Raw genomic sequence first — 21,402 nt, 5'->3', positions numbered from 1 at the left:
TCAATAGCGCTCGAAGCCGCGCTGCAGTTCCCAGTCGGTTATCCGTCGGTCGTACTCTTTTTGTTCCCAGTCGGCGGTGTGCACGTAATGGTCGATCACTTCATCGCCGAACGCCTCACGCAACATGCTCGAGGCCCGGAGTGCGGCGCTGGCTTCGCGCAGGGTTTTCGACACTTCAGGCAAATGCTCATCGACGTAGGCATCGCCCTCGAAGGGCGGCGCGAGCTCAAGCTTCTCGTCGATACCGGCCAGGCCTGCGGCGATCAAGGCGGCGAAGGCCAGATAGGGGTTGAGGTCGGCGCCGCCGATGCGGCATTCGATGCGGATGGCCTTGCTGCCTTCTGCGCACAAACGAAAGCCTGCGGTGCGGTTGTCCCGGCTCCAGACGGCCCGCGTCGGCGCGAAAGTGCCGGCCTGAAAGCGCTTGTATGAATTGATGTAGGGCGCGAGAAAACAGGTGATGTCGTTGGCGTATTTGAGCTGCCCGGCCACCCAGGAGCGCATCAGTTTCGACATGCCGAACTCAGCCTTGGAATCAAAGAACAGCGGCTTTTTGGCATTTTTATCCCACAGCGAATTGTGGATATGGCTGCTGGAACCGGCGGCGTCATAGCGCCACTTGGCCATGAACGTGATCGCCTTGCCCTGCAGTTGCGCGATCTCTTTGCAGGCGTGCTTGATGATGACGTGGTGGTCGGCCATGGTCATGGCATCGGCATAACGGATGTTGATCTCTTCCTGCCCCGGCCCCCATTCACCCTTGGAGTTTTCCACGGGAATGCCGGATGCCTGCAGATGTTTGCGAATCGCCCGCAGCACTGGCTCCTCGCGGGTGGTCTGGAGGATGTTGTAATCCTCGATGTAATGGCCGGCAGTCTTCGGCTGGTGGTAGTTACGCTCGTGGATCGCCTGGTAACTCTCGTCGAACAGATAGAACTCCAGCTCAGAGGCGAACATGCCGGTATAGCCGCGCTCGCGCAGGCGCTCGACCTGCTTTTTCAGGATCGCCCGCGGGCTGTGCGGCAGGTCGCGCCGATGGTGATGATCGAGCACGTCGCAGAGCACCAGCGCCGTGCACTCGAGCCAGGGCACGCGGCGCAAGGTGGCCATGTCCGGTTTGAGCACGAAATCGCCATAGCCTTTGCTCCAGCTGGCAGCGGCGTAACCCGGCACCGGTTCCATGTCGATGTCGTCGGCCAGCAGGTAATTGCAGCAATGGGTTTCTTCGTGGCCGCTGTCGATGAAAAACTCGACCTGGAAGCGCTTGCCGACCAGTCGTCCCTGCATGTCGACCATGCAGACCAGTACGGTATCGATCTCGCCAGCGGCAGCGGCGCGCTTGAGTGCTTCGAAGCTGAGAAGGGGCTCGGTCATCACGTCAGTCCTGCGTGAGATGTTTAGGCCTTTCTGAAATAGCTGTTGCAGACGCTCTTCAGAAAAATCCCAAACCTGCAGAAGCGAGCATCGTGAGCAATGAGCTGCTGAAAGCTTAGCCTACTGTGGCTGTGCGCAAGTCTCGGCGATCGGAGACTGCTGAATCGGGCCGGGCATTGCGCCGGATAACAGGGAGAAGAGGGCGGCGGCGACCTCTGGCGGTACGGCGAGCGCGGAGTTGAAACTTCGCGCTCGCCGGTGACTCAGTGGGGCGCGCGAGGGATGGTCTTGAGCAGGTCCTCGGGACTGATGTGGCCCACGACCTGCTGCACTCCGCTGCCCGGTTGCGGTAGGTCAAGGATGTGGCCCTTGATCTTGCCGACCACATGCATCTCGCAGGGTTTGCAGTCGAACTTCAGCGTCAGCACCTCGTCACCGTGCACCAGCTGCATCGGCGCGACCTTGGTGCGCACACCGGTGACGCCCTTGGCCTGCTTGGGGCAGAGGTTGAAGGAGAAGCGCAGGCAGTGCTTGGTGATCATCACCGGCACCTCGCCGGTTTCCTCGTGGGCCTCGAACGCCGCGTCGATCAGCTTGACGCCGTGACGGTGATAGAAGTCGCGGGCCTTCTGGTTGTAGACGTTGGCCAGGAACGACAGATGCGATTCCGGGTATACCGGTGGCGGTGTGGTCTCGGCCTTGCGCCCGCCCCGTGGGTGAGCCGCAACGCGAGCTTCGGTCAGCGCTTCAATGACTTCGCGGCGCAACGCCTTGAGCTGCGAGTTGGGAATGAAGAACGCCTGTGGCGCATCCAGCTCAATTGCCGTGGCGTGGTATTGAGTGGTGCCCAGTTGGCCGAGCAGGTCGTGCAATTGTTCCAGGGCCTGTTCCGGTTTGTTGGCCAGTCCGAATGGACCGTCCAGGGCAACGCTGGCGCTGACGCCTTCCTCACTGGTGGCGGTCAGTTCCAGGCGCTCTTCGCGCAGGCGAGCGACCCAGGCAAGGCCTATCCGGCGCTCGGCGGAGGTCTTGAGCAGGGCCTGCTGCCAGTTGTGGTCGAGGTTGCGGCTCAGCGGATGGTTCGGTCGCAGGCGATGCATCCCTTCCGGCATCTCGTTGGGTTCGACGCGATAGCGGTAGCGTTTTTCGCCATCCTCTTCGAACTCGCCGCGAGGCTCGGCGATGTTGGCGCGAAAGCCCACCACTTCGCGCTTGATCTGCACGTTGAGTCCGTCGCCGTTGGACAGCGGTTCGTGTGTCACCACCTGCAGATCGCGCTTGCCGGCTTTCTCCACTACACCCACCGGCAAACCGGTGAAGGTGGGGGTGTCGAAGGCGCCGATGTCGATCTTGCGCTCACTGACGAAGTAGTCAGTGCTGCCACGGTGGAAGGTCTTTTCCGGATCGGGCAAGAAGAAGTGCGCAGTGCGGCCGCTGGACGCGCGGGCCAGGTCCGGGCGGTCTTCGAGGACATCGTCCAGGCGCTGGCGGTAGTAGGCCGTGATGTTCTTCACATAGCCCATGTCCTTGTAGCGCCCCTCGATCTTGAACGAGCGTACGCCGGCCTCTACCAGGGCGCGGATGTTGGCGCTCTGGTTGTTGTCCTTCATCGACAGCAGGTGTTTTTCGAAAGCGACCACGCGACCCTGGTCGTCTTTGAGGGTGTAGGGCAGGCGGCAGGCCTGGGAGCAGTCGCCACGGTTGGCGCTGCGGCCGTTCTGCGCGTGAGAGATATTGCACTGGCCGGAGAACGCCACGCACAGCGCGCCGTGGATGAAGAACTCGATCGCCGCGTCGGTTTCGTCGGCGATGGCGCGGATCTCCTGGAGGTTCAGCTCGCGGGCCAGTACCAGTTGGGAGAAACCGGCCTGGTCGAGGAACTTCGCCCGCGCCAGGGTGCGGATGTCGGTCTGGGTGCTGGCGTGCAGCTCGATCGGCGGAATGTCCAGCTCCATCACGCCCAGGTCCTGGACGATCAACGCGTCGACGCCGGCATCGTACAACTGGTGGATCAGCTTGCGGGCCGGCTCCAGCTCGTTGTCGTGCAGGATCGTATTGATCGTGGTGAACACACGGGCGTGGTAACGACGGGCGAACTCCACCAATTGGGCGATGTCGCTCACTTCGTTGCAGGCATTGTGGCGGGCGCCGAAGCTCGGGCCACCGATGTACACGGCGTCGGCGCCATGCAGGATAGCCTCGCGGGCAATCGTCACGTCGCGGGCGGGGCTGAGCAATTCCAGGTGATGTTTGGGCAGGGACATGTTTTTTTAGTCAGGCTTGTCACGGTCGAGGCGCGCATTGTAGCCGTGAAACGCCCGACCGGCACCCGTGTGCTGCCCGATGGCGGCTGCTCGTCGAGCAGGGCCGCCGGAAAACTCACGGAACAAGCCCGCAGATTCAGCCTTTGGCCGCCATCGCGGTGACTTCCACGCGCATGCCTTCGACCGCCAGGGCTGCTACGCCAACGGCGGCGCGTACCGGCCAGGGCTTGGCGAAGAAGCGCTGGTAGACGACGTTGAAGGCGGCGCGGTCGGCCATGTCGGTGAGGTAGATGGTCAGGTGCAGAACCCGGTCCATGGAACTGCCGGCATGCTCCAGCGCTACCTTGAGTGCCTGCAGGGTGCATTCGCTCTGCAGGGTGATATCGCCCAGCTCCAGGCTGCCGTCGGCGCGGGTGGGAATTTGAGTGGAGACCAGCAGGCCGGCGAAACCGGCGACGTCGGAGGAAATGGATTCCGGGTCGGGATCGGGAAGGAACGTGAGGTCGTGGTTTGCCATGGGGATCTCTTTGTTTGAGGTAGTAAAGGGGCGGTTGTGCAGGGGGCCGCCGGCCCGACATCGTCGCCTGAATCTGAGCGAACTTCCAGACGATGGCAGCTTCGAAACAGGTATCAGTGGCGATGGCGAGTGGATAACTGCGCGAAGGTGATTATGCTTCAAGAAACCTTGCAGCGATGCGAGGGCCGTCAGCCTGTTTCCATGCTTTGCGCAATTGGCAATCCGATGTCATCAGCCCCAGGGCCTGGGTGCGGTAATGGCGGTGAGGTACTCCGGCCTACAACAAGAGCAAGACGGAGAAGACTCATGGCTGCAATCGACAATACAACCACGGGCAGTGCGCCCAACCGCGGGATCACCAAGGAGGAGCGTAAAGTCATTTTCGCCTCGTCCCTGGGCACCGTGTTCGAGTGGTACGACTTTTACCTTTATGGCTCCCTCGCCGCGATTATCGCGAAGCACTTTTTCGCCGGCGTCAATGAGACAACGTCCTTCATCTTCGCTCTGCTCGCGTTTGCCGCGGGCTTCGCCGTACGACCCTTCGGCGCCATTGTATTCGGCCGACTGGGCGACATGATCGGGCGCAAACACACCTTCCTCATCACCATTGTCATCATGGGTATCTCCACCGCCGTAGTGGGCTTGCTGCCCGGCTACGCGAGCATCGGCGTGGCGGCACCGATCATCCTGATCAGCCTGCGCCTGCTGCAAGGCCTGGCGCTGGGCGGTGAGTACGGCGGCGCGGCGACCTACGTGGCCGAACATGCGCCCAAAGGCAAGCGCGGCTACTTCACCTCGTGGATCCAGACTACCGCCACCCTCGGCCTGTTCCTTTCGCTGCTGGTGATCCTCGCCTGTCGTACCGTCCTTGGCACCGAAGCCTTCGAGGCCTGGGGCTGGCGGATACCCTTCCTGCTGTCGATCCTGCTGCTGATCATCTCGGTGTACATCCGCCTGCAACTCAGCGAGTCGCCGGTGTTCATGAAAATGAAGGCCGAAGGCAAGTCCTCCAAGGCGCCGCTGACCGAATCCTTCGCCCGCTGGGACAACCTCAAAATTGTGATCATGGCCCTGCTCGGCGGTACTGCCGGCCAGGCTGTGGTCTGGTACACCGGGCAGTTCTATGCGCTGTTCTTCCTGTTGCAAACGCTCAAGATCGACCCGCAGACTGCCAACTTTCTGATTGCCGGTTCGCTGCTGATCGGTACGCCGTTCTTCGTCGTGTTCGGCAGTCTGTCCGACCGCATCGGCCGCAAGGGAATCATCATGGCCGGCTGCATCATCGCCGCGCTGACCTACTTTCCGATCTTCCACGCGTTGACCCAATACGGTAACCCCGACGTGTTCGTCGCGCAGGAGAAGAATCCGGTGACTGTGATCGCCAACCCCGGTCAGTGCTCGTTCCAGTTCGACCCGGTGGGCAAGGCCAAATTCACCAGTTCCTGCGACCTCGCCAAGACCGTGTTGGCGAAAAGGGCCATCCCCTATAAGAACGAGAAGGCCGAGCCTGGCGCCATCGCGCAGGTTCGCATCGGCGACAAGGTGATCCAGAGCTTCGAGGGCACCGGTATGCCAGCCGCCGACTTCAAGGCCCGCAACGACGCCTTCACCGCCACCCTCGGCACCGCGCTCAAGGAGGCCGGCTACCCCGAGAAGGCCGACCCGGCCAAGACCAACTATCCGATGGTGTTGCTGCTCCTGACCATCCTGGTGATCTACGTGACCATGGTCTACGGCCCGATTGCCGCCTGGCTGGTGGAACTCTTCCCGGCGCGCATCCGCTACACCTCGATGTCGCTGCCGTACCACATCGGCAATGGCTGGTTCGGCGGCTTCCTGCCCACGGTGGCATTCGCCATGGTCGCGGCCACGGGTGATATCTACTACGGGCTGTGGTACCCGATCGTCATCGCCGTGATGACGGCCATCCTTGGCACATTCTTCCTGCCGGAAACCAAGGACCGGGAAATTCATCATACGTAAGGCTGGCACTTGCCCTCTCCCGCGCAGGGAGAGGGCGGATTCACGCTGATGGCGCTGTGGAATATCAGAGATAGACTGATCTGCGGGCATCGGACGGTGGGGTGACAGGTGGCGCGATTCAGATGGATTCGCTGATCACGGCAGCAGCGCGTGCGCTGGCGGCGGGTGATCCGCTGGGGGCGCTGAATCGCGTTGCCTTGCGCGACGATGCGCCCGCGCTCGCGCTTCGAGGCATTGCCATGGCGCAGCTTGGCGACCTTGTGCGAGCGAAGGCGCTGGTGCGCAGGGCGGCGCGTGCCTTCGGTCCGAAGGAGGCCTTGGCCCACGCGCGGTGTGTCGTCGCCGAGGCAGAGATCGCGTTCGCCTCGCGGGACCTGAACTGGCCACCGAAGGCGCTCGACACTGCGCGGGTGACGCTTCAGGCACATGGCGATTGGGTTAACGCCGCCCATGCACGATACCTCGAGATCCGCCGCTTGCTCCTGATCGGGCACCTCGACGAGGCCGAACAGCGGCTCACCGAGCTTGATCCGACGCCGTTACCGCCCGCATCGAGGGCGGCCTACGAACTGGTGCTGGCGGGCATCGCAATGCGTCGTCTGCAAACCAGGGCCGCGCGCGCGGCACTCGAACGGGCCAGTTCTGTCGCGCAGCACGCGGGCATCCCGGCGCTGACCGCAGAGGTCGAAAGCGCCTTTCGCATCCTCGACACGCCGGCGGCGCGGCTGATTGTCGGCGGCCAGCAACGGCCGCTGCTGCTCGACGACATTGAAGCGTTATTGGCATCCTCCTCGCTGGTCGTGGACGCGTGCCGGTATGTCGTGCGCGACGCAGGCTCGTCGGTTTCCCTCGCCAGGCGTCCGGTGTTGTTCGCGCTCGTCCGGGTGCTGGGCGAAGCGTGGCCCGGCGACGTACCGAGAGAGACACTTATTGCGCGAGCCTTTCGGTTGAAGTGTGCGGATGAATCCCATCGCGTGCGGTTGCGCGTTGAACTCGGGCGGCTGCGCGAAGCACTGCGCCTGATCGCAGGCGTGGTTGCGACCCCGCGAGGGTTTGCGATGGTGCCGCGGGTTGCGCGAGAAGTGGTGGTGCTGGCGCGGCCTGTCGAAGAACAGCATGCGACGCTGCTGGCCTTCCTCGCTGACGGTGAGTCGTGGTCGAGTTCGGCCCTGGCAGTGGCGCTTGGCGCCAGTCAGCGCACGGTGCAGCGAGCCCTCGACACGCTGGCGGCGGGCGGCAAGGTGCAGGCGTTCGGTCACGGCCGCGCCCGTCGCTGGATGACCCCGCCGGTACCGGGATTCGCGACGGTTTTGTTACTCACGGGGCTGCTGCCGAATGACTAGCATCCACTTCACCACTTAGTGAACGAGGAACAAAACATGAAACAGTCAACTGCCGAAATCATCCGTGAATACGGGCCTTTTCCGGGCATCGACAGTGTGCACGGCGTCACCCATGACGGTCAGCGCGTGTGGTTTGCCTCTGGCGACAAACTCAACGCCCTGGACCCGGCGAGCGGCAAGACGCTGCGCTCGATCGATGTCGCCGCCCACGCTGGTACCGCCTTCGATGGCCAGCACTTGTTCCAGATCGCCGAAGATCGCATCCAGAAAATCGACCCGCAGACCGGCCGGGTACTCTCCACCATCCCCGCACCCGGCGGCGGTAGTGACTCAGGGCTCGCGTGGGCCGAAGGGACGCTTTGGGTGGGCGAGTATCGCGAGCGCAAGATTCATCAGGTCGATCCCCAGACCGGGGCGGTGCTGCGCACCCTCGAGTCCAACCGTTTCGTCACCGGGGTGACCTGGGTCGAGGGCGATCTGTGGCACGGCACCTGGGAAGGAGAGGAGAGCGAATTGCGCAGAGTCGACCCGGCAACGGGCGAAGTTCTGGAGAGCATCCACATGCCGCCTGGCGTCGGCGTGTCGGGCCTTGAATTCGATGGCCACGACCGGTTTTTCTGTGGCGGCGGCAACAGCGGCAAGGTGAGGGCGGTACGCCGACCTGAATGAGTCTGCGCGACAGCGGTCGGGTCGTATCTGCGGTACGCGAGTGCAACTAACCTGAAATGGCCGAGCGAGCCTTTGAGGGGCTCAAGCCATGCAACCGAAGGAACATCCGCGATACGACCTGGCGCTGTTGATCGGGTTTCTATTGATCGTCGCAGCGCTGGGGATTTCACCCCGTAGCCGAATGGATTGGATCCTGGAAAACCTGCTGGCCCTGCTGCTGGTGTTGGTCTTGCGATCCCTTGTGGCGAGGGAGCTTGCTCCCGCTCGGCTGCGAAGCAGTCGTCAAAACAGGCGCCTGCGTTCTATCTGAACAATTGCGGCGGCAGGTTTGGGGGCCGCTACGCGCCCCAGCGGGGGCAAGCTCCCTCGCCACGAGTGCGATGTTTCCTCTAGAAAGCGGCGTATCCGATGAAGTTTTCGAAGGCGCCACCACGCTTCCTGACGGACGGCCCCCGCCCCGACCTATACTCAAATCAACATGCTATTGATCGCCGAACACACCGCTCGGCGAAGACTGTAGGACACCGCGATCTTGAACCTGCGTTCGCTGATCGTCGCTGTGTTGCTAGTATTGGCGGGATGCGTCACGCCTGCGCGTCCTCCGGTAGCCGTAGCGCCGGTGGTGGTTTCCCAGAGCACCTGGCAGCAGGTGGACCGGGAGATTGTTGCCGCTTCGCAGCAGGCGACTGAACAGGCCAGGGTCTACGCCCGCGGGTCCATGGAGCACTGGCGCACGCGGGTTTACCAGCAGACCGAAGAAGTCTTCATTCCGTGGTTCAGCAGCTACTGGACCCAGGAATGGCTGTCGATAAAGGTCAGCTGGTACGCCATCAATGCCGGGGACGAGCAGGACGAGTCGTCCAAACGCCTGGCGGCCTATCTGCTTGAGCAATACCACAAGCAAGTGCTGGAACCGGTGGCGGTGGAGATCGATCCCGACGAAATCCTCGGACAGGCAACGGCGTTCTACGTGCAACTGCTCGGTAAGCAACTTCAGATCATCTCCCAGCGTCATGGCGTGCCGATGGCGCAGCTCAACGAGCGCATCCAGAAAATTCCGGCGATTTCACTGGGGCCGCCACCCGCCCGTGACGCTACGTTGTATCAGGTGGTGCATACCGAATTGAGCGCATTACCGGCCTACCAGGCGCTGATCGAAAAGATCCACACCGCGGGCGGCGAGAAGGGTATCGCCTCGACGGACGCTGGCATGACGCCGGTGGCCAAGCGTGCCAGCAAGCGCATGGAAGCCGAAATGGCCCCGCGAGGGGCGGCCGGCGCGGTGGCGGCAATGGCGGGGAAGGTGGCCGGGGCGTTGATTTCCGTGGGAGTGGCGGGAGTGCGCGCGATTATCCAGGCTAACGACCGGCCCGATAGCGAAGCGCTGATCCGCAGCAGCCTGGGCAACTCGTTCGACAAGGCGTGGTTGAAACTGGTGGACAACCCCGCCACGGGCGTCATGGCCGGAACGCTGTACATGGCCAGGCAAATCGAGGGCAGCCTGGCGGAAACCGTCGAACCGTCGGTCGGTTTGGACGCGGGAGCTGTCGATTGGAGCCACGCTGGATCGACTACTCCGCAGATCAACCCATAACCCGAGGAGAACGATCATGGCTTACGTTGATGGTTTCGTGGCTGCAGTCCCCACCGCCAACCGCGAAAAATTCAAGCAACACGCAGAATCCGCCGCCGCGATTTTCAAGGAAAACGGCGCGCTGAGCCTCGCCGAATGCTGGGGCGACGACGTGCCTGATGGCAAAGTGACCTCGTTCCCCATGGCGGTAAAACGCAAGGAAGACGAGACTGTGGTGTTTTCCTGGATCGTCTGGCCTGACAAGGCCACCCGTGACGCCGGCATGGCGAAACTCATGAGCGATCCGCGCATGCAACCGGACGTCAATCCAATGCCGTTCGACGGCCAGCGAGCGATTTTTGGTGGTTTCGAGATGCTCGTCAAAGCCTGAACACAACGCCAGGATCACTCCGGCGTCGGGGTGGTCCTGCAACTTTTGCGATTACGAATCTCGCTGTCCGTCGGCCGCTCCTTGATGAACTCGAAGCGCGGCTCGCCTTCGTTGTAATGAACCAGCCAACCCCATTCCAGCTCGGACTCATCCTGGCCGGGCTTGGGTGGCACAGCCCACCATGGCTCTTTGCTGATGACCTGACGCATGGCGCCCTCCCGTCGATTCGGTTGCTTCAACTATAACGCGCATGCCGGCAGGTGCCAGAAATGCACTTGCTGGCGTGGTATCCCTTTGTAAACTCAGAGAGTCCCCAAGCGTTGAGGTGCCAGACATGAGCGATGAATCCCGTGAGCCGTTCAAACGGCTGTTCTTCGCCCTCAACTGCGCCCCTGAACAACGCCGGGCTATCGCGCAATGGCGCGGCGCGCTGGGGCTCAATGTCGGACGCCCGGTGCCAGTGGAGAATTTTCATCTGACACTGCTGTTTCTCGGGACGGTCGGCATGGCGCAGATCGCGGACATCTGCAGGGCCGCCGCCAGTATCCGGATACCCGGCGTGCCGTTGACGGTCGCGCTGGATCGACTGGAAGTCTGGCGTCGCTCCGGGGTTCTGTTGCTGGCCCCCGCGCAGGCCGCGCCGGAGTTGCTGCGGTTGGTGTATGCGCTGGAGCAGGCGATGTTGCCGTTTGGCTTTGAAGATACCCGGCGGGAATTTCGTCCGCACCTGACCCTGATGCGCGACTACCGGGCGCCGGTCCCTGAATCCGCGACACCACCAGAATTTTTCCTGCGTGCCGATCGCTTCACCCTGTTCGAATCCCATAAAGGCCGCTATCGGGCGCTGGCCGAGTGGCCACTGGTCGCTTCATGAGCGCATAAAAAAGGCGCCGCGAGGGCGCCGAATTCACCTTAACCGAGGAAGCCAGGTGAAGCCGTTCTTCTTCAGAGGAGTGCAGCGGTGGTAAGGCGCTGCGTGAACGGAAAAGTGGGAGAACACCTTGAATCACTGACCGAGCTTCACCCGCGTCCACCCTCGGGTCATCACCCGCTGCGTGGCGATCGGCATGTCAGGAATGGCATACAGCGTCGCCATCACCGCTTGCGGCGGGTAGGAGCCGGGGTCGTCGCGAATCGCTTCATCCACCAGCGGCGTGGCCGCCGCGTTGGCGTTGCTGTAGCCGATGTTGTTGGTGACCTCGGCGATGATGTCCGGGCGCATCAGGAAGTTCATGAACAGGTAGGCGTTGTCGACGTTCGCTGCGTCCTGAGGGATGGCGACCATGTCGTAAAAGCTGCCGGCGCCTTCTTTCGGGATGCTGTATTCGATCCTGACCTTGTCGCCGGCTTCCTTGGCGCGGGCCTTGGCTTGCAGCACGTCGCCGGAGTAACCGACGGCGACGCAGATGTTGCCGTTGGCCAGGTCGGAGATGTACTTCGACGAATGGAAATAAGCCACCGACGGGCGAATCTTCATGAACAGCGCTTCGGCTTCGGCGATCTGCTGTTTGTCCCGGGAATTCACCGGGTAGCCCAGATAGTGCAGGGCGGCCGGGAGCATTTCCGTGGGCGAATCGAGGAAACTGATACCGCAGGCCTTGAGCTTCGCGGCGTTTTCCGGTTTGAACAGCAAGTCCCAGGAGTTCACTGGTGCATCAGTGCCCAACACTTGCTTGACCTTGGCCGGGTTGAAACCGATGCCGATCGAACCCCACATGTACGGGAAGGCGTGACCGTTGTCGGGGTCACTGGCAGAGGCGTTTTTCAGCAGCACCGGGTTGAGGTTTTTCCAGTTCGGCAGCTTCGACTTGTCCAGTTCCTGATACACGCCGGCCTTGATCTGCTTGGCCAGGAAACTGTTGGACGGCACCACGATGTCATAGCCGGACTTGCCAGCCAGCAACCGTGCCTCAAGGGTTTCGTTACTGTCGAACACATCGTAGGTCACGCGGATGCCGGTCTCGTCCTCGAACTTTTTGACGGTGTCCGGGGCGATGTAATCCGACCAGTTGTAGACGCGCAGCACCTTGTCATTGGCCTGGGCGCCGGTGGCCATTGCGCCCAATAAGGACAGTGTCAGCAGGGTCCTGCCAAACATTTTCATCGGTACAACTCCATTTTCTTTTTTATTCAAATACGCAAAGCAAAAGTGCAGTGAACACAAAAACTGTGGCTAGGGGTTTGTTGTGGCGAGGGGGTTTACCCCCGTTGGGTCGCGAAGCGGCCCCCAAACCTACAACCGAGGTGTATCAAGCACACCGAATTCGCTGGTTTTACGACTGCTTCGCAGCCGAACGGGGGCAAGCCCCCTCGCCACAACAAGCCCCTAGCCACAGGGTTTGTGTTCACTTCATTTAACTCAACAGCACTAGGCCGTCGCTTCGACCAGTTGCTTTTTCGGTTGCTGCCACGATTCGCTGGCAGTCTGGTCCATGGCTTCCTGGATCGCCCGTTTGCGCGTGGCTTCGGCACGACGGCTGAAGTACCAGACCATGAATGTGACGATCGACACTGCCAGCAGAATCAGGCTGGCCACGGCATTGATCTCAGGCTTCACGCCCAGGCGCACCGCCGAGAACACTTCCATCGGCAAGGTCGTGGAACCTGGCCCCGACACGAAACTCGCCAACACCAGGTCATCCAGCGACAGGGCAAACGACATCATGCCGCCGGCCGCCAGTGACGGCGCGATCATCGGGATGGTGATCAAGAAGAACACCTTGAACGGCCGCGCGCCGAGGTCCATGGCGGCTTCTTCAATCGACAGGTCCAACTCACGCAAGCGCGCGGAAACAACCACCGCCACATAAGCTGCACAAAACGTGGTGTGGGCGATCCAGATCGTCAGCAGGCCACGCTCCTGCGGCCAGCCGATCATCTGCGCCATGGCCACGAACAGCAGCAACAGCGACAGACCGGTGATCACTTCCGGCATCACCAGTGGCGCCGTTACCAAACCACCAAACAGCGTACGACCCTTGAAGCGCGTCACGCGGGTCAGCACGAACGCCGCCAGCGTGCCCAGCGCCACCGCCGCAATCGCGGTGTAGCAGGCGATTTCCAGCGAGCGCATCACCGAGCCCATCAGTTGCGAATTGTCGAGCAGACCGACGTACCACTTCACCGACCAGCCGCCCCACACCGTCACCAATTTGGAGGCGTTGAACGAGTAGATCACCAGGATCAGCATCGGCAGGTAGATAAACGACAGGCCGAGCACCAGCATCAATCGTGAAAATCCGAAACGGTTCATCCCCGTCCCTCCATCTCTTTGGCCTGGCTACGGTTGAACAACAGAATCGGCACAATCAGGATCGCCAGCATCACCACCGCCAGGGCAGACGCCACCGGCCAGTCGCGGTTGTTGAAGAACTCTTGCCACAACACGCGAGCCGATCATCAGGGTTTCCGGGCCGCCCAACAGTTCCGGAATCACGAACTCACCAACCACCGGAATGAACACCAGCATGCAGCCCGCAATGATGCCGTTCTTGGCCAGCGGCACCGTGATTTTCCAGAAGTTGTTGAAGTTGCTCGAACCCAGGTCCGACGCTGCTTCCAGCAGGCTGTGATCGTGCTTGACCAGGTTGGCGTACAGCGGCAGCACCATGAACGGCAGGTAGGCGTAAACCACGCCGATATAGACCGCGGTGTTGGTGTTGAGGATCTCGATCGGCTGCGACGTGAGCCCGGTCCACATCAGGAACGCGTTGAGCAAACCGTTGTTGCTGAGAATGCCCATCCACGCGTAGACGCGGATCAGGATCGCGGTCCAGGTCGGCATCATGATCAACAGCAACAAGACGTTTTGCGCTTCCTTGCTGGCCTTGGTAATCGCGTAGGCCATCGGGAAACCGATCACCAGGCACATCAAGGTGCTGAACAGCGCGACCTTCAACGAACCGAGGTACGCCGAGATGTACAGCTCATCCTCGGCCAGCAAGCCGTAGTTGCCGACGTTCAGCAGCAGCTGGAATTTCTGCTCGGCGAAGGTGTAAATCTCGGAGTAGGGTGGAATGGCCAGCGCTGCTTCCGAGAAGCTGATCTTCATCACCAGGAAGAACGGCAACAGGAAAAACAGGCACAGCCACAGGAACGGAATACCGATGACCAGTTTGCGGCCGCTGGGCACCAGGCGCAGGAACTGCTGATTGAAGGTTCTCATGAGCGCAGTACCACGCCGCTGTCGTCTTCCCACCACACGTAGACCTGATCTTCCCAGGTCGGACGCGCGCCACGGCGTTCGGCGTTGGCCATGAACGACTGGACGATCTTGCCGCCGGGCAGTTCCACGTAGAAAACCGAGTGGCCGCCGAGGTAGGCGATGTCATGTACCTTGCCTTCGGACCAGTTGTAGCGGGTCTCGGGCTTGAGGGTGCTGACCAGCATTTTTTCCGGGCGGATGGCGTAGGTGATCGACTTGTCCTGCACCGAGGTACTCACGCCGTGGCCGACGTAAATTTTCTGCGCAAGGTCCGGGCTGTGAATGATCGCGTGACCTTCCAGATCCTCGACCACGGTGCCGTCGAAGGCGTTCACGTTGCCGATGAATTCGCAAACCATGCGGCTGACCGGCGCTTCATAAATGTCTACCGGGCTACCGATCTGGGCGATCCAGCCCAAGTGCATGATCGCGATGCGTTCAGCCATGGTCATGGCCTCTTCCTGGTCGTGGGTTACCATCACGCAGGTCACGCCGACGCGCTCGATGATCTCGACCAGTTCAAGCTGCATCTGCGAACGTAGCTTTTTATCCAGTGCGCCCATCGGCTCATCGAGCAACAACAGCTTCGGCCGCTTGGCCAACGAACGCGCCAACGCCACACGCTGACGCTGACCGCCGGACAACTGATGCGGCTTGCGCTTGGCGTACTGGGTCATGTGCACCAGCCGCAGCATTTCTTCGACGCGGGCGTCGATTTCGCTGGCGGGCAAACGGTCCTGCTTGAGGCCGAAGGCGATGTTCTGCGCCACAGTCATGTGCGGGAACAAGGCGTAGGACTGGAACATCATGTTGATCGGCCGTTCGTACGGCGGCATGTCAGTGATGTCGACCCCGTCGAGCAGAATCCGCCCTTCGGTCGGGCGCTCGAAGCCGGCGAGCATGCGCAGCAGCGTCGATTTACCCGAGCCGGAACCGCCGAGCAGGGCGAAGATTTCGCCTTGATGGATCTCCAGGGACACATCGTCCACGGCGGTGGTTTCGTCGAATTTCTTGGTAACGCGGTCGACTTTCACCAACACCTTTTTCGGTGCCTGGTGACCTTCAAGAGCCTTCCTGTAGATGCTGGAGGCGTTTGCCATATGAAACTCCCAACAGGTTTCAGTCGTCGGGCCAACACGGCCTGACTTAAGAGTGGATTGCAAACCCAAGCCGTACGGTGCCAGTCATAACGCGCCCCTCTGTAGGAGCGAGGCTTGTGTGGCGAGGGGGCTTGCCCCCGTTGGGGTGCGAAGCGCCCCTGAATCAGTCGCCGCGATCTTGAATCAGAAAGCGGTGACCGATTTACGATTGCTTCGCAATCGAACGGGGGCAAGCCCCCTCGCCACACAAGTCCGCTCCCACAGGGATTTGCATTTGAATCACTGGCCCGTACCCGTCGGGCTTATTCGGCACCGCCATCCTGGCTGCCTGGTCGTACTTGTTGTTATTGCGGTTCATCTATTACGTGAGCGACCGGCGCGCAAAGGCACGCCCGCCAGACTCACGGGGGCAGTTAAATCGTTGAATGCTTTTTGAAGTCAGCGCGTATTACGCAGCGCCGCCCGTTGCCGGCATGCGTCGCCAAACGCCTGGAAAATACTCAGGTAGGGAGGGTTGTTCAGCACCTGCCATTCCGGGTGCCACTGCACACCGACGGCGAAGGCCTTGCTGTGCTCGACCGAAATCGCCTCGATCAAACCGTCCGGCGCAATCGCCTCGGCGCGCAGGCCGGGCGCCAGTCGGTCGATGCCCTGGCTGTGAATCGAATTGACCTGGAACACCTGTGGCAGGTCCAGCGCTTCGAACACGCCGCCCGGCTGCACGTTCACCGCATGGGCCGGTGCGTATTGCACGGCCAGATCCGGGTGATCCGCTTCGCGGTGATCCAGCATGCCAGGCAGTTCGTGGACCTTCTGGTGCAAACTGCCACCGAACGCCACGTTCATTTCCTGAAAGCCCCGGCAGATGCCGAGTACCGGTACGCCAGCCGCAATGGCTGCGCGCAATAAGGGCAGGGTGGTGGCGTCCCGCGCCGGATCGTGATCCGTACCGGGAGCGCTGGTCGGGCCTTGGTAGTGGAAGGGTTCCACATTCGACGGCGAACCGGTCAGCAGCAGACCGTCGAGCTGCGCGAGCAGGTCATCGATTTCGGTCAGTTCGCCTAAGGAAGGAATAACGACGGGCAACCCCAAAGCCGCGACGCTGACAGCACGCAAGTACTTGTCACCGCTGACATGGTAGGGGTGCAGGCCAATCTGTTTGACGCACGCAGTAACACCGATCAATGGCTTGAGTGCCATTTTTATCACCTCGAAGTTTCACACTTGAACGAGCTTTTCCGGAGCTTAGCCTTGTTGATTTTAATTAACAACTCTCATGTAAAAAATTCTAAACGCCAAACGGCCGAGGCTCAGGATTTGCGCGTGTTTGAAGACTGCTCTGGCACTCTCATGCCCTGAAAAGGCCCTAAAAATAACGCTTGAAGGCCAGGTGTTCGCTATTGACTTCACTTTGCCTTTCGGATTGACTGGCTGCGTGAAAGGGCGGTGAACATAATAATTAACAGCTAATAGGTGCATCATGTCGGTCCCTCTGCGTACCGTTCAACTCAACGAAGCAAACGCATTCCTTAAGAAATATCCTGAGGTTTTGTACGTCGACCTTCTGATTGCGGATATGAACGGTGTGGTGCGCGGCAAGCGCATCGAGCGCACCAGTCTTCATAAGGTCTACGAAAAAGGCATCAACCTGCCGGCGTCTCTGTTTGCACTGGACATCAACGGCTCCACGGTGGAAAGCACCGGCCTGGGGCTGGACATCGGTGACTCCGACCGCATCTGCTACCCGATCCCCGGCACGCTCAGCATCGAACCATGGCAGAAGCGCCCGACCGCGCAACTGTTGATGACCATGCATGAACTGGAAGGGCAGCCGTTCTTCGCCGACCCGCGTGAAGTGCTGGCCAATGTGGTGCGCAAGTTCGACGCCATGGGCCTGACCATTTGCGCGGCGTTCGAACTGGAGTTCTACCTGATCGACCAGGACAACGTGAACGGCCGTCCGCAGTCGCCACGTTCGCCGGTTTCGGGCAAACGTCCGATGTCGACCCAGGTGTATTTGATCGACGATCTGGACGAATACGTCGACTGCCTGCAAGACATTCTCGAAGGCGCGAAAGAGCAGGGCATTCCTGCCGACGCCATCGTCAAGGAAAGCGCCCCGGCGCAGTTCGAAGTGAACCTGCATCACGTCAACGACCCTATAAAGGCCTGCGACTACGCGGTGTTGCTCAAGCGTCTGGTGAAGAACATCGCCTACGACCACGAGATGGACACCACCTTCATGGCCAAGCCGTATCCGGGCCAGGCGGGCAACGGCCTGCACGTGCACATTTCGATTCTCGATAAAGAAGGCAACAACATCTTTGCCAGCGAGGATCCCGAGCAGAACGCCGCGCTGCGACACGCGATCGGCGGTGTGCTCGAGACCCTGCCGGCGCAGATGGCGTTCCTGTGCCCGAACGTCAACTCGTACCGGCGTTTCGGTGCGCAGTTCTACGTACCGAACTCGCCGAGCTGGGGCATCGACAACCGCACCGTCGCGGTGCGCGTGCCAACCGGTTCGGCGGATGCCGTGCGTATCGAACACCGCGTGGCCGGTGCCGATGCCAACCCGTACCTGCTGATGGCGTCGGTGCTGGCCGGTATTCACCACGGCCTGACCAATGAAATCGAGCCGGGCCCACCGGTCGAAGGCAACAGCTACGAGCAGAATGAACAAAGCCTGCCGAACAACCTGCGTGATGCCCTGCGCGAGCTGGACGACAGCGAAGTCATGGCGCGCTACATCGACCCGCTGTACATCGACGTGTTCGTGGCGTGCAAGGAAAGTGAGCTGGCCGAGTTCGAGAACTCCATCTCCGACCTTGAGTACAACTGGTACTTGCACACGGTTTGATGGGTTAGAAACCGTCAGTCAAGGATGAAAGGTGGGCGTACACAGATCATGTGTACACCGCCAATCCCTGTGGGAGCGACCTGTGGCGAGGGGGCTTGCCCCCGTTGGGCTGCGAAGCAGTCCTTTAGTCTCTGGTGTACCAAAGATTTTGTGAGTGCTACGCACTCAAACGGGGGCAAGCCCCCTCGCCACAGGTCGCTCCCACAGGGAATTGCGGTGTTTTGATCCTTTGCTGGTTGGCTTCAATCCAGCAACAACATATTCCTCTGCGTCGAGTCACAACCATGACAAACACCCGCAGCGACTGGGAACAACGCTTCCAGTCCCTCACTTTAGAAGGCCGGGCATTCATCGACGGCCAATACCGCCCGGCACTCAGCGGCGACACCTTTGAATGCACCAGCCCGGTCGACGGCCGCTTCCTGGCGAACATCGCCAGCACCGACGAAGCCGATGCAAACGCGGCAGTTGCGGTTGCACGGCAGACCTTCGAGTCCGGCATCTGGGCGCGGTTGGCACCCGCAGAACGCAAGCGCATTTTGATTCGTTTCGCGGACTTGATCCTGGCCAACCAGGAAGAACTGGCGCTGCTGGAAACCCTCGACATGGGCAAACCCATCAGCGATTCCATGGCCATCGACATTCCAGCGACCGCCAACGCGATCCGCTGGAGCGCCGAGGCGATCGACAAGATCTACGACGAAGTCGCCGCCACACCGCACGATCAACTCGGCCTCATCACCCGCGAACCCGCAGGCGTGGTCGCGGCCATCGTGCCGTGGAATTTCCCGCTGATCATGGCCAGTTGGAAATTCGCCCCGGCGCTGGCGGCGGGCAACTCGTTCATCCTCAAGCCTTCGGAAAAGTCACCGCTGACCGCCATCCGCATCGCGCAATTGGCGCTGGACGCTGGCATCCCCAAAGGCGTGTTCAACGTCTTGCCGGGTTTCGGTCACACCGTCGGCAAGGCGCTGGCGTTGCACATGGACGTCGACGTGCTGGCCTTCACCGGCTCCACCGCGATAGCCAAGCAACTGCTGATCTACGCCGGGCAAAGCAACATGAAACGCGTCTGGCTGGAGGCGGGCGGCAAGAGCCCGAACGTGGTGTTTGCCGACGCGCCGGACCTGCGCGCAGCCGCTCAGGCAGCGGTCAGCGCGATTGCCTTCAACCAGGGCGAAGTCTGCACCGCCGGTTCGCGTTTGCTGGTGGAGCGTTCGATCCGCGAGCAGTTCATTCCACTGCTGCTGGAAGCGTTGCAAGCCTGGCAACCGGGGCATGCCCTGGACCCGGAAACCACGGTCGGCGCGGTCGTCGATCAGCGCCAACTGGAATCGATCCTGCGCTACATCGAAATCGGCAAAGACCAGGGCGCGCAACTGATCGCCGGCGGCAAATGCACCCTCCAAGACTCCGGTGGCTTGTACGTGGAACCGGCGATTTTCGATGGCGTGACCAATGCCATGACCATCGCCCGGGAAGAAATCTTCGGTCCGGTGCTGTCGCTGATCACCTTCGACACCCCTGAAGAAGCGCTGCAGATCGCCAACGACAGCCTCTTCGGTCTGGCCGCCGGCGTGTGGACCAGCAACCTCAGCAAGGCCCACACCTTCGCCCGTGGTTTGCGCGCCGGCAGCGTCTGGGTCAACCAGTACGACGGCGGCGACATGACCGCGCCGTTCGGCGGGTTCAAGCAGTCGGGTAACGGTCGGGACAAATCGCTGCATGCGTTCGACAAATACACCGAGCTCAAAGCGACCTGGATCAAGCTCTAACACTTTTACAGCGACGGTCGCGGGCACATGCCCGCGGCCCTCGGAGAAACTTATGAAACACACTCATGTAAACAGCTACTACGCCGCCACCCGCAATCAGACTGGCGATTACCCGATTCTTGAAGAACTGGTGGAGTGCGACGTCTGTGTAATCGGCGCCGGCTACACCGGTTTGTCCTCGGCGTTGTTCCTCAGCGAAGCGGGCTATAGCGTAACGGTACTGGAAGCCGCCAAAGTCGGCTTCGGCGCCAGCGGTCGCAACGGCGGCCAACTGGTCAACTCCTACAGCCGCGATGTCGATGTGATCGAAGAACGCTACGGCGACAAAACCGCTGAAGTCCTCGGCAGCATGATCTTCGAGGGCGCCGACATCATCCGTTCGCGCATCAAAGACTACGACATCAAATGCGACTACCGCCCTGGTGGCATTTTTGCGGCGCTGAACAAAAAGCAACTCAACGGTTTGGCCGAGCAGAAGAGCAACTGGGAGCGCTATGGCAACCGCAACCTGAAAATGCTCGACGCCTCGGACATCCAGCGCGAAGTCGGTTGCGACAACTACGTCGGCGGCCTGCTCGACATGCAGGGCGGCCACATTCACCCGCTGAACCTGGCCCTCGGTGAAGCTGCCGCGATCATTCGCCTGGGCGGCAAAATCTACGAACAATCCGCCGCCGTGGAAATTACCTATGGCGAGCCGATCACTGTGCGCACCGCCAAAGGCGTGGTGCGGGCCAAGTACCTGCTGATCGCCGGCAACGCCTACTTGCCTCAAGACCTCGACAACCGCGTCACGCGCAAAAGCATGCCCTGCGGTTCACAAATCGTCGTCACCGAACCGCTGTCCGAAAAAGTCGCCCGCAGCCTGATCACCAACAACTACTGCGTGGAAGACTGCAACTACCTGCTCGACTACTACCGCCTCACCGCCGACAACCGCCTGTTGTACGGCGGCGGCGTGGTCTACGGCGCTCGCGAGCCCGACGACATCGATCAACTGATCCGACCGAAAATCCTCAAGACCTTCCCGCAACTCAAGGACGTGAAAATCGACTACCGCTGGACCGGCAACTTCCTGCTGACCATGTCCCGCATGCCGCAATTCGGCCGCATCGAGAAAAACGCCTACTACATGCAAGGCTACAGCGGCCACGGCGTCACCTGCTCGCACCTGGCCGGCAAGCTCATCTCGGAAATGATCCGCGGTGACGCCGAACGCTTCGACGCCTTCGCCTCCCTGCCACACATGCCCATGCTCGGCGGCCGCACCTTCCAGGCCCCACTCACCGCCATGGGCGCCGCGTATTACGCGCTACGCGACCGTTTCGGCATCTAAGTTGAACCTGCCGGCG

The 21,402-nt window shown here is 61.1% G+C and carries 18 protein-coding genes and 1 pseudogene; 10 read left to right on the top strand and 9 right to left on the bottom strand.

All coding sequences use genetic code 11. From position 1 onward, the window contains the following. The 3 genes from ACZ9BB_RS12445 to ACZ9BB_RS12435 all read right to left on the bottom strand — a co-directional run bounded on the left by ACZ9BB_RS12445 (position 1) and on the right by ACZ9BB_RS12435 (position 4,155). A complete protein-coding gene (locus ACZ9BB_RS12445; RefSeq protein ID WP_476214040.1) occupies positions 1 to 1,374 on the bottom strand; it encodes a glutamine synthetase family protein in 1,374 nt (457 codons plus the stop codon). Positions 1,375 to 1,637: 263 nt separating this feature from the next. Next, positions 1,638 to 3,638, bottom strand: a complete 2,001-nt coding sequence (locus ACZ9BB_RS12440) for a peptidase U32 family protein (protein ID WP_476214039.1) — start codon at positions 3,636 to 3,638, stop codon at positions 1,638 to 1,640. 136 nt (positions 3,639 to 3,774) lie between these two features. Next, positions 3,775 to 4,155, bottom strand: coding sequence for a RidA family protein (locus tag ACZ9BB_RS12435; protein ID WP_476214038.1), 381 nt, complete (start codon positions 4,153 to 4,155; stop codon positions 3,775 to 3,777). A gap of 306 nt (positions 4,156 to 4,461) precedes the next feature. On the opposite strand from ACZ9BB_RS12435, the gene ACZ9BB_RS12430 reads away from it, so the two are divergent. From ACZ9BB_RS12430 to ACZ9BB_RS12405, 6 genes are all read left to right on the top strand, one after another. After that, on the top strand, positions 4,462 to 6,138 hold the full coding sequence (locus tag ACZ9BB_RS12430) for an MFS transporter (RefSeq protein WP_476214037.1): 1,677 nt from the start codon (positions 4,462 to 4,464) through the stop codon (positions 6,136 to 6,138). A gap of 122 nt (positions 6,139 to 6,260) precedes the next feature. Next, complete coding sequence (locus ACZ9BB_RS12425; protein WP_476214036.1) at positions 6,261 to 7,481, top strand: helix-turn-helix domain-containing protein; 1,221 nt, start codon at positions 6,261 to 6,263, stop codon at positions 7,479 to 7,481. A 36-nt stretch (positions 7,482 to 7,517) separates the two neighbouring features. Continuing rightward, complete coding sequence (locus ACZ9BB_RS12420; protein WP_476214035.1) at positions 7,518 to 8,150, top strand: Vgb family protein; 633 nt, start codon at positions 7,518 to 7,520, stop codon at positions 8,148 to 8,150. A gap of 88 nt (positions 8,151 to 8,238) precedes the next feature. Continuing rightward, positions 8,239 to 8,460 carry a hypothetical protein gene (locus ACZ9BB_RS12415; RefSeq protein ID WP_476214034.1) on the top strand — a complete coding sequence of 74 codons (222 nt, stop codon included), beginning with the start codon at positions 8,239 to 8,241 and terminating at the stop codon, positions 8,458 to 8,460. Between the two features lie 222 nt (positions 8,461 to 8,682). After that, a complete protein-coding gene (locus ACZ9BB_RS12410; RefSeq protein WP_476214033.1) occupies positions 8,683 to 9,744 on the top strand; it encodes a hypothetical protein in 1,062 nt (353 codons plus the stop codon). A 16-nt stretch (positions 9,745 to 9,760) separates the two neighbouring features. After that, entirely contained in the window at positions 9,761 to 10,114 is a 354-nt protein-coding gene (locus ACZ9BB_RS12405) for a DUF1428 domain-containing protein (protein WP_476214032.1), read from the top strand. 14 nt (positions 10,115 to 10,128) lie between these two features. Here the strand turns inward: ACZ9BB_RS12405 and ACZ9BB_RS12400 are convergent, their stop codons facing one another. Then, entirely contained in the window at positions 10,129 to 10,323 is a 195-nt protein-coding gene (locus ACZ9BB_RS12400; protein WP_476214031.1) for a hypothetical protein, read from the bottom strand. Between the two features lie 125 nt (positions 10,324 to 10,448). Between ACZ9BB_RS12400 and thpR the strand changes: the two genes are divergently transcribed. Continuing rightward, on the top strand, positions 10,449 to 10,988 hold the full coding sequence (thpR, locus tag ACZ9BB_RS12395) for an RNA 2',3'-cyclic phosphodiesterase (RefSeq protein WP_476214030.1): 540 nt from the start codon (positions 10,449 to 10,451) through the stop codon (positions 10,986 to 10,988). Positions 10,989 to 11,120: 132 nt separating this feature from the next. Here thpR and ACZ9BB_RS12390 read toward each other — a convergent pair whose 3' ends face one another. The 5 genes and pseudogenes from ACZ9BB_RS12390 to ACZ9BB_RS12370 all read right to left on the bottom strand — a co-directional run bounded on the left by ACZ9BB_RS12390 (position 11,121) and on the right by ACZ9BB_RS12370 (position 16,618). Continuing rightward, complete coding sequence (locus tag ACZ9BB_RS12390; protein WP_476214029.1) at positions 11,121 to 12,218, bottom strand: polyamine ABC transporter substrate-binding protein; 1,098 nt, start codon at positions 12,216 to 12,218, stop codon at positions 11,121 to 11,123. A gap of 264 nt (positions 12,219 to 12,482) precedes the next feature. Then, positions 12,483 to 13,367, bottom strand: coding sequence for an ABC transporter permease subunit (locus ACZ9BB_RS12385; RefSeq protein WP_476214028.1), 885 nt, complete (start codon positions 13,365 to 13,367; stop codon positions 12,483 to 12,485). Next, a pseudogene (locus ACZ9BB_RS12380) lies at positions 13,364 to 14,246 on the bottom strand (ABC transporter permease subunit). The gene ACZ9BB_RS12385 and the pseudogene ACZ9BB_RS12380 overlap by 4 nt, the downstream one beginning before the upstream one ends. 29 nt (positions 14,247 to 14,275) lie before the next feature. Then, positions 14,276 to 15,418, bottom strand: coding sequence for a polyamine ABC transporter ATP-binding protein (gene potA / locus ACZ9BB_RS12375; RefSeq protein WP_476214027.1), 1,143 nt, complete (start codon positions 15,416 to 15,418; stop codon positions 14,276 to 14,278). A 438-nt stretch (positions 15,419 to 15,856) separates the two neighbouring features. Further along, the gene (locus tag ACZ9BB_RS12370) at positions 15,857 to 16,618 is read right to left on the bottom strand and encodes a gamma-glutamyl-gamma-aminobutyrate hydrolase family protein (protein ID WP_476214026.1); all 762 of its coding nucleotides are present in this window, start codon (positions 16,616 to 16,618) and stop codon (positions 15,857 to 15,859) included. Between the two features lie 280 nt (positions 16,619 to 16,898). On the opposite strand from ACZ9BB_RS12370, the gene ACZ9BB_RS12365 reads away from it, so the two are divergent. From ACZ9BB_RS12365 to ACZ9BB_RS12355, 3 genes are all read left to right on the top strand, one after another. After that, complete coding sequence (locus ACZ9BB_RS12365; RefSeq protein ID WP_476214025.1) at positions 16,899 to 18,275, top strand: glutamine synthetase family protein; 1,377 nt, start codon at positions 16,899 to 16,901, stop codon at positions 18,273 to 18,275. 284 nt (positions 18,276 to 18,559) lie between these two features. Continuing rightward, positions 18,560 to 20,050 carry an aldehyde dehydrogenase gene (locus ACZ9BB_RS12360; RefSeq protein ID WP_476214024.1) on the top strand — a complete coding sequence of 497 codons (1,491 nt, stop codon included), beginning with the start codon at positions 18,560 to 18,562 and terminating at the stop codon, positions 20,048 to 20,050. Positions 20,051 to 20,102: 52 nt separating this feature from the next. Beyond that, entirely contained in the window at positions 20,103 to 21,386 is a 1,284-nt protein-coding gene (locus tag ACZ9BB_RS12355; RefSeq protein WP_476214023.1) for an NAD(P)/FAD-dependent oxidoreductase, read from the top strand. Positions 21,387 to 21,402: the final 16 nt, after the last annotated feature.

The organism is Pseudomonas sp. TE3552, from assembly GCF_056278945.1.
This window is presented reverse-complemented; position numbering and strand designations above follow the sequence as displayed.

Excerpts from the sequence above, each read along its gene's own strand:
- ACZ9BB_RS12445 (WP_476214040.1), bottom strand. The coding sequence starts at position 1,374 with ATGACCGAGCCCCTTCTCAGCTTCGAAGCACTCAAGCGCGCCGCTGCC.
- ACZ9BB_RS12440 (WP_476214039.1), bottom strand. The coding sequence starts at position 3,638 with ATGTCCCTGCCCAAACATCACCTGGAATTGCTCAGCCCCGCCCGCGAC.
- ACZ9BB_RS12435 (WP_476214038.1), bottom strand. The coding sequence starts at position 4,155 with ATGGCAAACCACGACCTCACGTTCCTTCCCGATCCCGACCCGGAATCC.
- ACZ9BB_RS12430 (WP_476214037.1), top strand. The coding sequence starts at position 4,462 with ATGGCTGCAATCGACAATACAACCACGGGCAGTGCGCCCAACCGCGGG.
- ACZ9BB_RS12425 (WP_476214036.1), top strand. The coding sequence starts at position 6,261 with ATGGATTCGCTGATCACGGCAGCAGCGCGTGCGCTGGCGGCGGGTGAT.
- ACZ9BB_RS12420 (WP_476214035.1), top strand. The coding sequence starts at position 7,518 with ATGAAACAGTCAACTGCCGAAATCATCCGTGAATACGGGCCTTTTCCG.
- ACZ9BB_RS12415 (WP_476214034.1), top strand. The coding sequence starts at position 8,239 with ATGCAACCGAAGGAACATCCGCGATACGACCTGGCGCTGTTGATCGGG.
- ACZ9BB_RS12405 (WP_476214032.1), top strand. The coding sequence starts at position 9,761 with ATGGCTTACGTTGATGGTTTCGTGGCTGCAGTCCCCACCGCCAACCGC.
- ACZ9BB_RS12400 (WP_476214031.1), bottom strand. The coding sequence starts at position 10,323 with ATGCGTCAGGTCATCAGCAAAGAGCCATGGTGGGCTGTGCCACCCAAG.
- thpR (WP_476214030.1), top strand. The coding sequence starts at position 10,449 with ATGAGCGATGAATCCCGTGAGCCGTTCAAACGGCTGTTCTTCGCCCTC.
- ACZ9BB_RS12390 (WP_476214029.1), bottom strand. The coding sequence starts at position 12,218 with ATGAAAATGTTTGGCAGGACCCTGCTGACACTGTCCTTATTGGGCGCA.
- ACZ9BB_RS12385 (WP_476214028.1), bottom strand. The coding sequence starts at position 13,367 with ATGAACCGTTTCGGATTTTCACGATTGATGCTGGTGCTCGGCCTGTCG.
- potA (WP_476214027.1), bottom strand. The coding sequence starts at position 15,418 with ATGGCAAACGCCTCCAGCATCTACAGGAAGGCTCTTGAAGGTCACCAG.
- ACZ9BB_RS12370 (WP_476214026.1), bottom strand. The coding sequence starts at position 16,618 with ATGGCACTCAAGCCATTGATCGGTGTTACTGCGTGCGTCAAACAGATT.
- ACZ9BB_RS12365 (WP_476214025.1), top strand. The coding sequence starts at position 16,899 with ATGTCGGTCCCTCTGCGTACCGTTCAACTCAACGAAGCAAACGCATTC.
- ACZ9BB_RS12360 (WP_476214024.1), top strand. The coding sequence starts at position 18,560 with ATGACAAACACCCGCAGCGACTGGGAACAACGCTTCCAGTCCCTCACT.
- ACZ9BB_RS12355 (WP_476214023.1), top strand. The coding sequence starts at position 20,103 with ATGAAACACACTCATGTAAACAGCTACTACGCCGCCACCCGCAATCAG.